This is a genomic window from Vibrio gangliei (genome assembly GCF_026001925.1).
GTDB classification, from domain to species: Bacteria; Pseudomonadota; Gammaproteobacteria; order Enterobacterales; family Vibrionaceae; genus Vibrio; species Vibrio gangliei.
Genome location: NZ_AP021870.1, coordinates 374,374 through 387,990 on the forward strand (window position 1 = coordinate 374,374; position 13,617 = coordinate 387,990).

Genomic DNA, 13,617 nt, shown 5'->3' on the forward strand with positions numbered 1-13,617 from the left:
TTCAGTCGTTTTTGATCTGAGTATATAACTTACACCCGTTTTACGGATATGTGCTAGTTATTTGAATTTGGATGCAAAAATTGACCTAGCGATAAGGAAGGTAAAATATTGATAGAAATATTAGCAAATTTGGTGCGTAGAGATGGCATGGAAATGATAAAATAATTCGATTCAAATTTGAGAGGAATGGAAGATGCAGATACAAGTCGATACTCATACGCATACTTACGCGAGTGGGCATGCCTACAGCACATTAATCGAAAATGCGAAAGCGGCATATCAACACGGTATGAAGATGTTCTGTACAACTGACCATTCGTCGATGATGCCAGGTTCTCCTCATTATTGGTTTTTTAATAACCAACGTATTTTACCAAGATTTTTAGAAGGCGTTGCCTTGGTTCGTGGTATGGAAACCAATATCATGAATGAACAAGGCGAGGTGGATATTCACCCAAGTAGCGATGAACATCTTGATTGGATAATTGCCAGTTTTCATGAGCCGGTGTTTGCACCTTCTACCAAAGAAGCACACACCACAGCTCTACTCAATGTAATAAAAAGTGGTCGTATTGATGCGTTAGGGCACCTAGGCAATCCACATTTTGATTTCGATTATGAAGCTGTCGCCTTGTGCGCGAAAGAACACCATGTTGCCATTGAGCTGAATAACTCTTCATTGAAAGGGGGTAGCCGAGCTGGTAGTGAAGCGCGATGTGAACAAATTGCGCTTGTAGTGAAAGAAGTGGGAGGTTGGATTACCACAGGTACCGATGCACATTTTTGCCAAGATTTAGGCAAATTTGAAAAAGTCAGTGATTTACTCGATCGCATCGAGATGCCAACTAAGCAGGTCATCACTCATACGCCACAACAGTTCCTTGAATTTTTAGCATTAAGAGGTCGTGCGCCCATTGCTGATTTCATAGACATGTAACGGGTCGGTTTCGAGTAACGAGAATTCTAGCCACGAGATTCGAAAATTTATATCGGCAAATGTTTTACTGCGTAATCAATGAAAACTCTTAAACGCGTCGGCATGTATTTGCTCGGCGCGTATTGCATGGCAATCACACCATGATAATTTCCCTTAATTGTCCAATCCTCTAATACCTGAATGACTTCACCGGCTTGTAGCGCTTCCTTAATTACAAAGTCAGGGAAAATACCAATGCCTAAACCGTCTTTCACACCATTTAAACGCATTTGGGAATGGTTGACGGCATAGCGACCTGATACAGGTATAGTATGGGTTTCATTGCCTTTCACAAAATCCCAAATATGGTCGGTTTTGGTTTCACCTAGATATAAACAGTCGTGCTCACGAAGTTCAGTCGGATGATTCGGAATGCCTTTTCGGTTTAAGTAATCTGGGCTTGCGCACAGCGACAAATTCACTTTTCCAAGCTCGCGAGATATCAAATTTTCATAAGGTTTATCGGTTAGGCGAAACATAATATCGATGCCTTGGTCAAACATATCAATGTCACCATCTGAAACTTTTAACTTGAGTTCGATATCTGGGTATTTCTCTAAGAAAGGCGTGACGATAGGCTGAAGAACAATACTAAGAAATGCTTTTGGTGCTGCAACGGTAATCGTACCTACGGGCGCTTCGTGTTCTGCATTTGAAATGTCGACGGCTTGCTGAGCGGCATTGACCATAGCCGTTGATTGTTGGTAAATCTTTTGACCCGATTGCGTGATTTGCAAAGTGCGAGTGGTTCGTTCAAACAGTTTCACATTCAGTGAGGCTTCTAAACGGGTGATCAATTTACTTAGTGCCGATGGCGTTACGCCGAGTTCTTTGGCAGCCGCAGTAAAACTGCCTTTGTTGACGACTAGGATAAAAGTCGCGAGGTCTGGCAGTAGGGCGATCAACCGAGAATTAAGCATGCAGAATACTCCAAGAAGGTGATTATTTGTGAATCCAAATCACTAATGTTTTTCCATGTGAGGGGATAATAGTATGGATCATCATCGACTAGAATAGATTTATAGCTAAAAAGCCCAATCAATATGATTTTTTAAAAGGAAATTTCATGTCTTCTGCATTCTATAGCCAAATAAACCAGCAAATTGAAGATGTTAAGTCTGAAGGTTTGTACAAATCTGAACGTATCATTACTTCTGCTCAAGCCGCCGCAGTTTCGATTTCTACTGGTGAAGAAGTGTTGAACTTCTGTGCAAACAACTATCTTGGTTTGGCCAATCATCCTGATCTTATCGAAGCAGCAAAGCAAGGCATTGATGAGCATGGATTTGGTATGGCTTCTGTGCGTTTTATTTGTGGTACACAAGATGCACATAAAGAACTTGAACGTAAACTGTCTGACTTTTTAGGTATGGAAGACACCATTCTTTATACTTCTTGTTTTGATGCTAACACAGGCCTATTTGAAACCATTTTAGGTGCAGAAGATGCCATTATTTCGGATGCATTAAACCACGCTTCCATCATTGATGGTGTGCGTTTGTGTAAAGCGAAACGATTCCGTTATGCCAATAATGATATGGCCGAACTTGAGCAACAATTAATTGCAGCTGATGAAGCGGGTGCACGTCATAAATTGATCGTCACTGACGGTGTATTTTCAATGGACGGTGTGGTCGCGAACTTAACCGCAATTTGTGATTTGGCCGATAAATACGATGCATTAGTGATGGTTGATGATTCACACGCCGTGGGCTTTATGGGCGCAAACGGCCGTGGCACACACGAATATAACGATGTGATGGGCCGTATCGACATCATCACAGGCACATTAGGTAAAGCGATGGGCGGCGCATCTGGCGGTTATACTTCTGGTAAAAAAGAAGTGATCGACTGGTTGCGTCAACGTTCTCGTCCATACCTATTTTCAAACTCAGTGGCGCCTGCGATTGTGGCGGCATCTATTCGAGTGATTGATCTGCTGGCTGAAAGTAATGATTTGCGTGCTAAATTATGGGAAAACGCCACTCACTTCCGTACTCGTATGACTGAAGCGGGCTTTACGCTAGCCGGTGCGGATCACGCGATCATTCCAATTATGCTTGGTGACGCCAAAGTAGCAGCGGAATTTGCTGAACGTGCACTTGAAAAAGGCATTTATGTGGTGGGCTTCTCATTCCCGGTCGTACCAAAAGGCCAGGCACGTATCCGAACTCAAATGTCTGCTGCGCATAGTCGTGAGCAATTAGACCGTGCGATTGATGCATTTATCGCAGTAGGTAAAGACATGGGCATTATCGCGTAAGCCACTATTCAGGAGCTATCAATATGAAAATCAAAGCACTTTCAAAATTAAAGCCTGAAGAAGGCATTTGGATGACCGAAGTCGACATGCCAGAAATGGGTCACAACGACATTCTTATTAAAATCCGTAAAACCGCGATTTGTGGTACAGACGTACACATTTATAACTGGGACGAATGGTCACAAAACACCATCCCATACCCAATGGTGGTAGGGCACGAATACGTTGGTGAAGTTGTGGGTATCGGCCAAGAAGTCAAAGGTTTTGAAATCGGCGACCGTGTTTCTGGTGAAGGTCATATTACTTGTGGACACTGTCGTAACTGCCGTGGTGGTCGCACTCACTTATGCCGTAACACAACTGGTGTTGGTGTTAACCGAACTGGTGCATTTTCTGAGTATCTTGTGATCCCTGCGTTTAACGCATTCAAGATTCCAGAAGGGATTTCGGATGATCTTGCGTCTATTTTTGACCCATTTGGTAATGCGGTACATACAGCATTATCATTTGACTTGGTTGGTGAGGATGTATTGATCACAGGCGCAGGCCCAATCGGTATTATGGCTGCGGCGGTAGCGAAACACGTTGGTGCGCGCCATGTGGTAATTACCGATGTTAACGAATACCGCCTCGAACTTGCCCGTAAAATGGGTGTAACACGTGCTGTGAATGTGGCCGAAGAAAAACTTGAAGATGTCATGAGCGAGCTTGGCATGACGGAAGGTTTTGACGTAGGTCTTGAAATGTCAGGCGTACCCGCTGCATTTAATTCCATGTTGGAAGGCATGAACCATGGCGGCCGCGTCGCTTTGCTCGGTATTCCGCCATCTGATATGGCCATTGATTGGACGAAAGTGATTTTTAAAGGTCTTGTGATCAAAGGAATATACGGACGCGAAATGTTCGAAACTTGGTACAAGATGGCAAGCCTCATTCAATCAGGCTTAGATCTGACACCAATTATCACGCATCATTTCAGTGTTGATGATTTCCAAGAGGGCTTCGACACTATGCGTGGCGGGCTTTCTGGGAAAGTTATATTGGATTGGACTAAGTAATTAGTCATCAAAGAAGCGCACTTTCGGGTGCGCTTTTTTATTTCCTTAACACTGTTTATAAAAACAGTAAAGTGGGCAATTTAGGTATAAAAAAGGATTAGTTTTGCCCCATGAGTGCCCCATGGGACATTTTGACTTTGCCCCATGGCTTTTGTGGGACAAAAAAATACCGCCCTATGGACGGTTATTTCTCCTGAACTTTTAACAACTCCTTCCAAACGCGATCCGACTCCTTCTTGTTCGATTCGATGAGCCACTTCCCATACACTTTCGCAACCATCGTTATATCTGCATGTCCCATTTGTTGGGCGAGGTAACTTACGTTCACGTTAGCATGTGTGATCATCCAACTGGCGTAGGTGTGGCGTAATTGGTATTGATTGCGGTATTCAACATCTGCTTTACTGCATAACTCTTTCCAGATCCTACCTAATGCGCGTTTACCGTAATAATCATAATCACTGCCTTTTTGTGCTCTCACCACCTTAGGATTGAATACGAATCGCAGTTTTTCGGTGCGGTAGCTTTTACCTGGCAATTCGACCTGATGACTATTTGCAGGATATAGATAAGTAAGATGACGCTGAGCCTTTAATGCTTCAATGGCTGGTGGCATGAGATCAACAAAACGTTCGTTGTCTGTTTTGGTGGTTTTTAGCCCACGGTTATCATAAGTAGAGCGGCGAACGTGAATTGTCTTATTATTAAAATCCACATCTTCCCATGCCAATGCACAGAGCTCACCACTACGAATACCAGTATAGAGAAGTAGGGTGATCATATTTCTATGCTGCAGTTGATGACAGCTAGATAGGATCTTATCAATTTCACCGACTGAAAATGGCTGTATATCGGCAGGGCTTTCTTTTACTCGAGTAAGCACTTCGGATAAGTCACGATCTATATATTCCATTTTATACAGCCAGATTAAGAAGGCGTTAATGGTCACTAGATTACGGTTAATAGTTCGTCCCGCTTTGCCTTTAACAAGTTCTTGTCGAAATTGGCTAAGGGAGCGAGGGGATAGAGTGTCGCAACTGCGGTTCTTGCCATAGCTTTGTACAAAATCACGCAGTACCCAATCATAACGTTGCAGTGTAGAACTACGAACGTCATGCGCTTTTGATTCAAGAAATCGTTTTGCCAGTTCACCGATATCGAGTGCCCTTGGCTTACCTGATGCATGCTTTGAGTTGGGGAAGTGGGCAGCGTAGTTAAAAGTGCCTATGCTGATCTCGTACATGATGGTTTCACGTTTGAGTTTGGCGAAGTTGATGTTTTGTTTGGTAGCGGGCAAACCTAGCGCTTCACGATATCTTTTTCCATTATATGAAAAGCTAATACGTACAAAGGTACCGTGAACCTCTACGCCTGTTGGTAATTTTAGTGAATTTGCTCTCTGTGCCATCTATCCCATTCCTCAGTATCAACCATCCAGGTACCACGCACTTTTTTCATAACGCTTGATGGATATTTGCCACTTCTGGCGTATTTGCGCATGGTGTCGGCAGCAAGTCCGATTTGTTCACAAGCGACTTTTAACGTCACCATCGAAATTTGCTTTCGCATAAATAGCTCCTTATAGAGAGATGAATAGACAAAGTTAACCACCAAATGACGGTTCAAATGGTGGTTGACAGTTAAAGCATTAAAAAAGCCCATCGAGTGATGAGCGTTGTTAGATAGAGTGGGTAAGTCGTAACGTTCGTCGGTATGGATCGATAAATGGAATATCATCATCGAAATCCATTGGCGGTTCGTTGTATTGAGGCGCCGCTTTTTGTTGGCTCTTGGCTAGTGGATTTGCTTGGTTATTGTTTGATGGTTGCTGAGGTTGACCCCAAGACTCGTTGCGGTTACCGCCTAGCATTTGCATTACACCGTTAAAGCCTTTTACTACGACTTCTGTGGTGTAGCGGTCTTGTCCGTTTTGGTCTTGCCATTTGCGGGTTTCTAGTTGGCCCTCGATATAAACTTGAGAGCCTTTCTTTAAATACTCCCCGGCAACTTCGGCAACCTTTCCCCATAGCACAACACGGTGCCATTCTGTTTTTTCATGCTGATCGCCTGTTGCTTTATCTCGCCATGTTTCGCTGGTGGCTATCGTGATTTGTGCGACAGCTGTGCTGGATGTTGTATAGCGAACTTCTGGATCTTTGCCTAAGTTTCCCACTAGGATTACTTTGTTGATGCCTTTGCTAGCCATGGTTATTCCTCATACTCAATATCGTGTGAGTCCAACAGTTTTTGAAGCTCTTCAACTTCGTCTGATAAATTATTCATACTTACGGCGACTACTCGAAATCCATCAAAATTGTGAAACATTCGGTCTTGAATTCTTTCAAATTCAGGCTTAAATTTTTCATCGTCATCTATTTCAAAAACAACGGATATAAATTTATCAGTCATCACCGTCTCCCCATTTCTAAAGTGATCATGCTTAATGTGTCTTTTGCTGCATCGTGAAGCGCGTGGTGGTGAATGAATCCATCGGGATTATCTTCTTTCACGTACCCGTTTCGAGTGCCGGCTAGTGTGTCGATAACGGTGCGAACACAACGGAAGCGGTTGTAACCCCATGGTGTTGATAGGTCGCATTGTTTAAATGCATGATTGAGGATGCCGCCATCGAAGTCATAGCCCCGGCAGAAGATTTGCCCACCATCTTTTTGGATTGGTTCAACGTGTTCACCTAGGTGTTCCTTTATTATTGCTAGTGCTGCCAATAACGGAACATCGAGATTACTTTCTTCTAAAACGTGGCGAGCTTTTTCACCTTGCATTTCCCACCATTCACGAGTTGTTTGTGATTCAGTGAAGTTAAGGTGAGGGTAGTCGTAATCGCTCATTTTAATTTTGATATACAAACTAGCAGGGCGGTTGCAGAGTTCTTCAAAGCTGACTTGCTCGCCCCAGTTAAATGGCACGATACCGATGCTTAAGATCTTAGCGGTGGTTTCAGTATCGAGTGTTTCTAGGTCGATGGTTACGTTTTGGTGTTTCATAATCTACCTTTTAATTAGTTGGTATAGCAAAGACAGCAATTGGGCCATCTTCTGTGTCGTGGATTGAAAATAAGAATGAACCACTCTTCTCATGTGTGGGTTCCCACTCTGCACAGGCTGTCAAATCCTCATCTTCAAAATATCGGTCTTGTAACTCTTCTGCAGCATCAAATTCAAAATAGCACCACTCTAGCTTTACGTTGTTTTCGCTACACCATTGGTTAATCTGCTGTTTTGTCGGATATTCACACCCATCAAAATTAGGAAACTGAGAGTGTGTCCATAATCCATTTTCATCACGGGTTACCATTTCTGGTTTTACTGGTTCAATTTTCATATCCGCCTCGCATTCTTTTTTCGAGTCCATGCAAAATCAGGGCGCTCATTTAAAACCCATAAGTGACGCATGTTCGCATCATTAATGAGTTCGTTATCCTCTGGGTAAACTTCAACAGCGCAACTATCACCATAACCAACCGCTGATTTAATCGCTTGCAGTTCGTCAAACGTAATCCCGTCTTGCCAGTTGTTACCTTTGCGCTTAACACTGTTCACAGTGATGCGAGTAAGTGATTCGCTCTCTAGGTAGATTTGCACTAAATATTGGCTGCTTTGGTAAACGTGGTGAGGGTGCTTTCTGTTTCGCTCTGGTGGGAAGTTTGAGTGATGGATTTTCTTAAATGGTTTTAGTTTCATTATTACTCCCACCAAGTTTTACGAACCATTTTTACTTTCATCATTTCCATTTTGCCGCAATGGAAACACATACGTGTTGAGCCAGCCCCTAAATCTTCATCAGGATTTTTTATATCCCACTCATGACGCATATCCGTATAAGCACACATGCCTTTCTGTTGATATTCATCGATAAACCATGCGGTAACATCTGTAGCGTCACTAACTGGGAAAGCGAAGGTTTCAAAATCTCCGCATGCAACTCGGATTAGTTTTGCACCACACAGCAATCCATTGTCTGACTGGTAGGCAATAAACAGATCATCATTAGCTTGATAAATTCGATAATGATGTTTTAGCCCTTTGTATTTTTTGGAGCGAGCAAACGAGGCTAGATTCTGAGATGAATTAGGAAACTCGCTTAATAAGAGGTTTTGAAGTTTTATTGATAGTGACTTTTCCATGATATTCACCCATAAGTATTTTAAAACTCAGCACAACAAGAATGACGACTAACACCGCAAAGATGGCGCCATAGATATAAAATTCTTTATCTCTCATCGTCTATTCCAAAAGTAAAAACCGCAGTAAAACACCCCACACAGCAGGGCATACAGTAATAACGTATTCATCTAAACCCCGATTTTCTGGTGGAGCCCAAACCAAATGCCGTTTGGTTTACGATAAGTGGCTTTTTGGACGAAGTGCAGTGGGGAATGTCTTGCTGGCTCGAAGTGGTACTTGTTTTTGTCTTTAGGATCTAACGTGTACCGTGCGCCACCGATGCCGGATTGATTGACATATTCAGTGTGAATGGTGAGACCAAACTCACGCAGTTTCATGACTGAGTAGCGAACGCTGCCAACTGGAATAAAGCACTTTTCGACAATTTGATCGCGCGTAACGGGGCCGTTTGTTTCATTGAGAAGTTTATACAGCCGCGCGTATCCGCTGTTGGTGTTGAATTTCATAAGGCCACCGTTTTAATAGGAAGAAAAAGCGCCCAAGGTAGGGCGCTGACGTTTTATTTGTTAGCTGGCAAACGAGCCAATGAAAGTCGTGATATCAATTTCATCTTCTAAGAACTTGGCTTGAAGTTTTTCTTTGAATTCTTCGCCCATTTCTTCTTCATGTTGCTCAAGCTTTTTAATACGTAACACTAAGGTTTCATTACCGATGGTGCTCATCCGCATTTCAAAGGAACGAGAATCCAAACCAAGGTACGGTTCACAAGTAAACTTGAAGACAGCCGGCATTGGGAATTCTTCTTTGGTTCGAACCGCAATTGACTCGTATTCCGACTGGTGATGGCTAAAATCATCAACATTAGATTCACGACCAGCTTTCGCTTCAAACTTCATGTTTCGAACTGCCGCTGACGCCACTGAATTTTCAATAAGGTCGCCAGTAGTTGAGAACACCTGAATGAAATCGCTGTAATCTTCTACCCATTCGGCCAGTTGCTTTTGAGTTAGTCGATCACCGTTTTTATTGAGCAACGCTTGAAAGGCTGCTGTTTTTCGTAGGTTTAGTGATGCAGTGTGAACACAATGACCAGGTACCGTAGTTGTACCCAAATCGAAAATAGTTTTAGCTGACATGTGCTCAGCATCGATGAAACATTGATTGCCTTCGGTTTGGTATTCTTCATGGTAGCGGACGAACTCAACAATGTTTGCCGTGTTCATCTTGCCGCGGAATTGGTTGCGATTTGGCATGAATCGCTCAAGGTCATGTACTTGAAATGAATCAGGCAGAGCAGCAACAGGAAAACCTGCTTGACCTAATTGCTCGAGTAAGTTTGGAATGTTTGCTGATTCTTGGATTTGTACAATGGCTGACTTTTCCATTTTTGTCTCACTTATTGGTTATTAAACTGATTCAGAAGGGGCGAAGTGGTTAGCCTCGCACCTCACGAAGTTGGCCTTCTTCAATCATTGCTTGGCCGTGAATGTCTTCTTTTGGTCGGTCATAGGTGAGCTTGCCACCTTTGCCTACGTAGGCAATTGACGTGTACTGGAAGTCTTCGCTTTTAGTACCAAACCCGGCTTTTGGTTCTTTCACGCTCATATTGGCAGTGATTTCAACCATTTCATTGTTGGTACCCATGGGCTTGAGCTTTAAATCAATTTTCACGCTGCCTTGTTTATCGCTGTAAGACACAGCACGAGACACGTTTGATAGGGCTAAACCGATAACGTTTGAAATAACGCCACCGTCGAGTTGTTGCATAAGCATTGGGAAGTTAGTGGTGCGGTCTTCAACGCTTAGGTTTCCGGCTTCTTGTTTTGACATGGTAGGTTCTCCGTAGATTGGATTGGCTTTAAACCTAAAACGTCCACCAGCCAAGAAAGGTGGTAGACGCTTTAGGTTTGCCTCTGATGAGGAAAGAGGCGATCCCGTGAGTATGAATGTGCTAACGCTCATGTTGTTCTCACTACCTGTCACTTCTGCACATTTTTATACCGAGAGGTAAGGAGGGGCAGATCTCAGGTTCGGGCGTTACATCCCCACGCACCGCTGGGGTTATCAATGGATAGTTGATTCGTGCTGGCTTGTTTATTCACGCCCAGCAACGTGATCTCTACGACTTTCCACAGACATAGAAACTGGTATGTTTATGTTTCCACAGACAAATAAAGGAAATATTGATGGCAGTTTATTGTGTAACTTACGATTTAAATTCACCGGGACAAAAATATGATCAAGTGAATAAGCTTTTGTCTGAGTACAATAGTGTGAAAGTTATGAGAACATTTTGGTTGATTGATACAACACAAACAGCAAAGCAAATTAGGCAGAGCATAGATCGTGTAGTTGATCAAAATGATGTTGTTTTTGTTAGTCAGTTATCGCATCAATGGGCATCTTGGCATATACCTAAGGCTGCGGTTGATTGGCTTAAGAGTCCTTATCGAAATTGGTAGAAGAGCCAGCTTTACCAACAGTTTGAATAATTTCATGCTTAGCATGACCGTTATAGGGCTTACTTGAACCATATGGGTAGCCCTCAACGTGAAATTGGATGCCTATTACTTTTGCAATAAAACCAAGAATTGTTAGTCGCATAAATCCTCCTGTTTAAATTCCAAAACACCCAACCTAGATGCTTTGAAATAAGCTGTATTCCCATCCGTTGCCGTAATGGTCTTCGCCCAGCTTTGGCGAACCTATTTCTTGGGTTAACCTGCCCGCGCTGTTCTTGGCGCTTTCAGTGTGTTGGTGTGGTAAATATTACATAATGGAATTGATTTGTAAATTACAAAATGGAATTTTTTGTTGTGAGGTGTAATATTTTGGAAGGAAGGTAAATTTCAGACATAAAAAACCGCCACTTGGGCGGTAGGAGGAAGTAATGAAGAATAAACTTGAAGATATGAAAGGCTTACCTGAAGTGATTTATATTATATTTGTTGCAAGATGTGAGCTTTTTTTTCTTCAAACTCACTATCTGTGAGTAATCCAAGCTCTTTCAATTCACCAAGTTTCTTAATTTTTTCAATAGCATCAATTTCATTATGTTGTGTTTTTTCTGGTTGAGGTGAATTATTTCGAACTTTTTCAATAGCTTGAATAATTTCTGATTCACCCTCTTTATCAAAGGTTTTGAATTCAAGATCGTCATGACTTGTATGAAGTCTTATTATTCGATGTCCTAATGATGATTTTCTTTCAATAGAAGTTATTTGCTTTAAAGGAATGGTTTCAAGAATTTCACCTAGAAAACCTTTACGGTAGAATGCAGCTTTTGTATTTGTAACAATAAAAATACCATTATGTTGAGTATTTTCGCCTTTCCCCATCATCTCTCCAATATAACCTTCTGACCAAGCAATAACAGTGTCATTTGAATCTAAATGCTTTTCTTTAAAAGCTTTAAGGTGCTTAGGTTCTTTGCTCATATATCATTCCTTTAAATCAATTTTAATTTAGCATCTACAGCAACCCCAATGATTCGGCAATTCCCATTTATTGGCATCATGGTGTAGTTAGGGTTAAGTGGTTTTAAATACTCTTGACCAGAATCGCGCACAAACTTTTTAAATGTCGCTTCGTTAACATCCGTTAGCTTGGCTACAACCAATGATCCATTCTCATGCTCTCGTTCAGTATCTACTAATACAAGCATCCCTTCCGGAATGCTTGTACCTACTGGACTTGTCATTGAATCGCCTTGTACTCGTAACCAAAAGCAACGGTCAGAAGTTCGCACGGTGGTTTCGTACCATTCATCGATTTCATCAAGCGTATAAGGCTCACAAGCCTCTGTCCATTGTCCAGCTTGCACTGCACTTAATACTGGAAACTTGTTCTGATAGGTGGGCTGAATATTTATAGGTGCGATGTTTCTAATGACTTCGTCAGGGTAATCAATCATGCCATCTGAAGTTAGAGTTATTGATTCTAATCCTACACACCTCATCATTTCTGCAATGTCTTCAATGCTAGGCTCTCTGTTTTTATTTAGCCAATGCGCAATCGCACTCTGTGATCTACCCATCTTTTCAGCGAGTTGATTTTGAGTTATGCCGGCTTCTTTCATCTTGGACTTAACCAAGTCATTCCAATTTATCTTCATAACTAAATTATTACTCAGTGTAATTTTATTGGAATATCCAAAATGTGATATTTTCTTGCTTAATAAATTCCATAATGTAATAATTGGTTTTAATAAGGAGCCAATATGTCAAAAATTAAAGTTATTCGTGGCGAGCTAGGTGTCACTCAAGAAACGCTAGCAAAGAAAGTTGGAGTCTCTCAGTCAGCCATGAATCATTACGAAAATGGCAACCGAGAAATCAAAAATGAATTGGGGTGGCGAATCGTTAATGCCCTTAACGAGCTTGGTGCAAGTTGCACTTACGAAGAGGTTTTTCCCAACCCGCAAACCAATCATACCGACTCGGTTCAATAACTAAACCACCAACAGAGAGGAGCGCATGGTGATGAATAAGAAAGAAATGGTGAATAAAACAATTGCTGGTTTCCCTGGTGGAAAAGAAGCGGTGGCTGCAGTGCTTGGCATGAGTGTCGATGGCTTTAATAACCGCTTATATGAAAAGAAGAACCAACCGTTCTTTAGTGTTGATGAATTAGAAGTAATGGCAAGCCTGAACAATACGCCTTTTGTAGCTGAGTATTTCGCAGAGAAAGTAGGGCGTGTGACGGTGGATTTACCTAACTGTGAAGAGCTAGACAAACAAGAACTGTACGACAGTGAAATGTTTGTGAGCTCAATTTTAGGCCAATTAAAGCAATTACGTTACCAGGCACAGCGTGACGGTATGTATGACGCTCGTGAACTTGCTGAGATTGAACGTTTAGAGCGTGCTTATATCTCTGCGCTGGTGGCTCATTCAATGAAAGAAAAGACAGTGTTTGTGGTGACGAAATGAAGACGGGTGAATTTGCAGAGTTTTTAAAACAACACGCTGACATGACGGTGAGCTCATGCAATGTGATTCGTGAGCATAGTGAATTGGAAGCGGCACGCTGTGAGCTTGAGCGATTGTATTTATTACGCGCCAAGTGTGATCACCAAATTCAATCAGTGAAGGCTCGTATAGATAGCCAGAAATAAAAATGCCTTTGCGTAGCTGTAACTACCAAAGGCGCGGATTAAACGTATGGAGGTTTTAA

At 42.2% G+C, this 13,617-nt stretch carries 22 protein-coding genes; 7 read left to right on the top strand and 15 right to left on the bottom strand.

Features of this window, described 5'->3' with window-relative positions; all coding sequences use genetic code 11:
- Window positions 1-193 precede the first annotated feature (193 nt).
- Window positions 194-937: a phosphatase gene (locus Vgang_RS13590; RefSeq protein ID WP_105901389.1), complete on the top strand. Its 744-nt coding sequence runs from the start codon at window positions 194-196 to the stop codon at window positions 935-937.
- A gap of 47 nt (window positions 938-984) precedes the next feature.
- On the opposite strand, the gene Vgang_RS13595 is transcribed toward Vgang_RS13590, so the two are convergent.
- Complete coding sequence (locus Vgang_RS13595) at window positions 985-1,896, bottom strand: LysR family transcriptional regulator (protein WP_105901390.1); 912 nt, start codon at window positions 1,894-1,896, stop codon at window positions 985-987.
- Between the two features lie 146 nt (window positions 1,897-2,042).
- Here Vgang_RS13595 and Vgang_RS13600 point away from each other — a divergent pair, with 146 nt between their 5' ends.
- Both Vgang_RS13600 and tdh read left to right on the top strand, forming a co-directional pair.
- Window positions 2,043-3,239 carry a glycine C-acetyltransferase gene (locus Vgang_RS13600; RefSeq protein ID WP_105901391.1) on the top strand — a complete coding sequence of 399 codons (1,197 nt, stop codon included), beginning with the start codon at window positions 2,043-2,045 and terminating at the stop codon, window positions 3,237-3,239.
- 23 nt (window positions 3,240-3,262) lie between these two features.
- On the top strand, window positions 3,263-4,297 hold the full coding sequence (gene tdh, locus Vgang_RS13605) for an L-threonine 3-dehydrogenase (protein WP_105901392.1): 1,035 nt from the start codon (window positions 3,263-3,265) through the stop codon (window positions 4,295-4,297).
- 184 nt (window positions 4,298-4,481) lie between these two features.
- Here tdh and Vgang_RS13610 read toward each other — a convergent pair whose 3' ends face one another.
- The 11 genes from Vgang_RS13610 to Vgang_RS13660 all read right to left on the bottom strand — a co-directional run bounded on the left by Vgang_RS13610 (window position 4,482) and on the right by Vgang_RS13660 (window position 10,272).
- Window positions 4,482-5,705, bottom strand: a complete 1,224-nt coding sequence (locus Vgang_RS13610; protein WP_105901393.1) for a tyrosine-type recombinase/integrase — start codon at window positions 5,703-5,705, stop codon at window positions 4,482-4,484.
- The gene (locus tag Vgang_RS13615; RefSeq protein ID WP_105901394.1) at window positions 5,681-5,866 is read right to left on the bottom strand and encodes a hypothetical protein; all 186 of its coding nucleotides are present in this window, start codon (window positions 5,864-5,866) and stop codon (window positions 5,681-5,683) included. Before Vgang_RS13615 ends, Vgang_RS13610 begins: the two co-directional genes overlap by 25 nt.
- Before the next feature lie 109 nt (window positions 5,867-5,975).
- The gene (gene ssb, locus Vgang_RS13620) at window positions 5,976-6,503 is read right to left on the bottom strand and encodes a single-stranded DNA-binding protein (protein ID WP_105901395.1); all 528 of its coding nucleotides are present in this window, start codon (window positions 6,501-6,503) and stop codon (window positions 5,976-5,978) included.
- A gap of 2 nt (window positions 6,504-6,505) precedes the next feature.
- Window positions 6,506-6,706, bottom strand: coding sequence for a hypothetical protein (locus tag Vgang_RS13625; protein WP_105901396.1), 201 nt, complete (start codon window positions 6,704-6,706; stop codon window positions 6,506-6,508).
- Entirely contained in the window at window positions 6,706-7,302 is a 597-nt protein-coding gene (locus Vgang_RS13630) for a 3'-5' exonuclease (RefSeq protein ID WP_105901397.1), read from the bottom strand. Before Vgang_RS13630 ends, Vgang_RS13625 begins: the two co-directional genes overlap by 1 nt.
- Window positions 7,303-7,312: 10 nt before the next feature.
- Window positions 7,313-7,639 carry a hypothetical protein gene (locus tag Vgang_RS13635; RefSeq protein ID WP_105901398.1) on the bottom strand — a complete coding sequence of 109 codons (327 nt, stop codon included), beginning with the start codon at window positions 7,637-7,639 and terminating at the stop codon, window positions 7,313-7,315.
- Window positions 7,636-7,998, bottom strand: a complete 363-nt coding sequence (locus tag Vgang_RS13640; protein ID WP_105901399.1) for a DUF7694 domain-containing protein — start codon at window positions 7,996-7,998, stop codon at window positions 7,636-7,638. The genes Vgang_RS13635 and Vgang_RS13640 overlap by 4 nt, the downstream gene beginning before the upstream one ends.
- Window positions 7,999-8,000: 2 nt before the next feature.
- On the bottom strand, window positions 8,001-8,441 hold the full coding sequence (locus Vgang_RS13645) for a hypothetical protein (protein WP_105901400.1): 441 nt from the start codon (window positions 8,439-8,441) through the stop codon (window positions 8,001-8,003).
- Window positions 8,442-8,609: 168 nt separating this feature from the next.
- Window positions 8,610-8,948 carry a hypothetical protein gene (locus tag Vgang_RS13650; protein ID WP_105901401.1) on the bottom strand — a complete coding sequence of 113 codons (339 nt, stop codon included), beginning with the start codon at window positions 8,946-8,948 and terminating at the stop codon, window positions 8,610-8,612.
- A gap of 60 nt (window positions 8,949-9,008) precedes the next feature.
- A complete protein-coding gene (locus Vgang_RS13655) occupies window positions 9,009-9,827 on the bottom strand; it encodes a DUF2303 family protein (RefSeq protein WP_105901402.1) in 819 nt (272 codons plus the stop codon).
- Between the two features lie 49 nt (window positions 9,828-9,876).
- The gene (locus Vgang_RS13660; RefSeq protein WP_105901403.1) at window positions 9,877-10,272 is read right to left on the bottom strand and encodes a hypothetical protein; all 396 of its coding nucleotides are present in this window, start codon (window positions 10,270-10,272) and stop codon (window positions 9,877-9,879) included.
- A gap of 356 nt (window positions 10,273-10,628) precedes the next feature.
- Here Vgang_RS13660 and Vgang_RS13665 point away from each other — a divergent pair, with 356 nt between their 5' ends.
- Window positions 10,629-10,904, top strand: a complete 276-nt coding sequence (locus Vgang_RS13665) for a hypothetical protein (protein ID WP_105901404.1) — start codon at window positions 10,629-10,631, stop codon at window positions 10,902-10,904.
- Here the strand turns inward: Vgang_RS13665 and Vgang_RS13670 are convergent.
- The 3 genes from Vgang_RS13670 to Vgang_RS13680 all read right to left on the bottom strand — a co-directional run bounded on the left by Vgang_RS13670 (window position 10,879) and on the right by Vgang_RS13680 (window position 12,556).
- On the bottom strand, window positions 10,879-11,046 hold the full coding sequence (locus Vgang_RS13670) for a hypothetical protein (RefSeq protein ID WP_157945998.1): 168 nt from the start codon (window positions 11,044-11,046) through the stop codon (window positions 10,879-10,881). The genes Vgang_RS13665 and Vgang_RS13670 overlap by 26 nt on opposite strands.
- Window positions 11,047-11,381: 335 nt before the next feature.
- Window positions 11,382-11,879: a PH domain-containing protein gene (locus Vgang_RS13675; protein ID WP_105901405.1), complete on the bottom strand. Its 498-nt coding sequence runs from the start codon at window positions 11,877-11,879 to the stop codon at window positions 11,382-11,384.
- Window positions 11,880-11,890: 11 nt separating this feature from the next.
- A complete protein-coding gene (locus Vgang_RS13680) occupies window positions 11,891-12,556 on the bottom strand; it encodes a LexA family protein (RefSeq protein ID WP_105901406.1) in 666 nt (221 codons plus the stop codon).
- A 105-nt stretch (window positions 12,557-12,661) separates the two neighbouring features.
- On the opposite strand from Vgang_RS13680, the gene Vgang_RS13685 reads away from it, so the two are divergent.
- Genes Vgang_RS13685 through Vgang_RS13695 form a run of 3 tightly spaced genes read left to right on the top strand, consistent with a single transcriptional unit; the run spans window position 12,662 to window position 13,558 of the window.
- Window positions 12,662-12,892 (top strand): helix-turn-helix transcriptional regulator, encoded by a 231-nt coding sequence (locus tag Vgang_RS13685; RefSeq protein ID WP_105901407.1) that lies wholly within the window; start codon window positions 12,662-12,664, stop codon window positions 12,890-12,892.
- 31 nt (window positions 12,893-12,923) lie between these two features.
- A complete protein-coding gene (locus Vgang_RS13690; protein ID WP_157945999.1) occupies window positions 12,924-13,373 on the top strand; it encodes a YmfL family putative regulatory protein in 450 nt (149 codons plus the stop codon).
- Window positions 13,370-13,558, top strand: a complete 189-nt coding sequence (locus tag Vgang_RS13695) for a hypothetical protein (RefSeq protein ID WP_105901409.1) — start codon at window positions 13,370-13,372, stop codon at window positions 13,556-13,558. The genes Vgang_RS13690 and Vgang_RS13695 overlap by 4 nt, the downstream gene beginning before the upstream one ends.
- The last annotated feature ends 59 nt before the right edge of the window (window positions 13,559-13,617 follow it).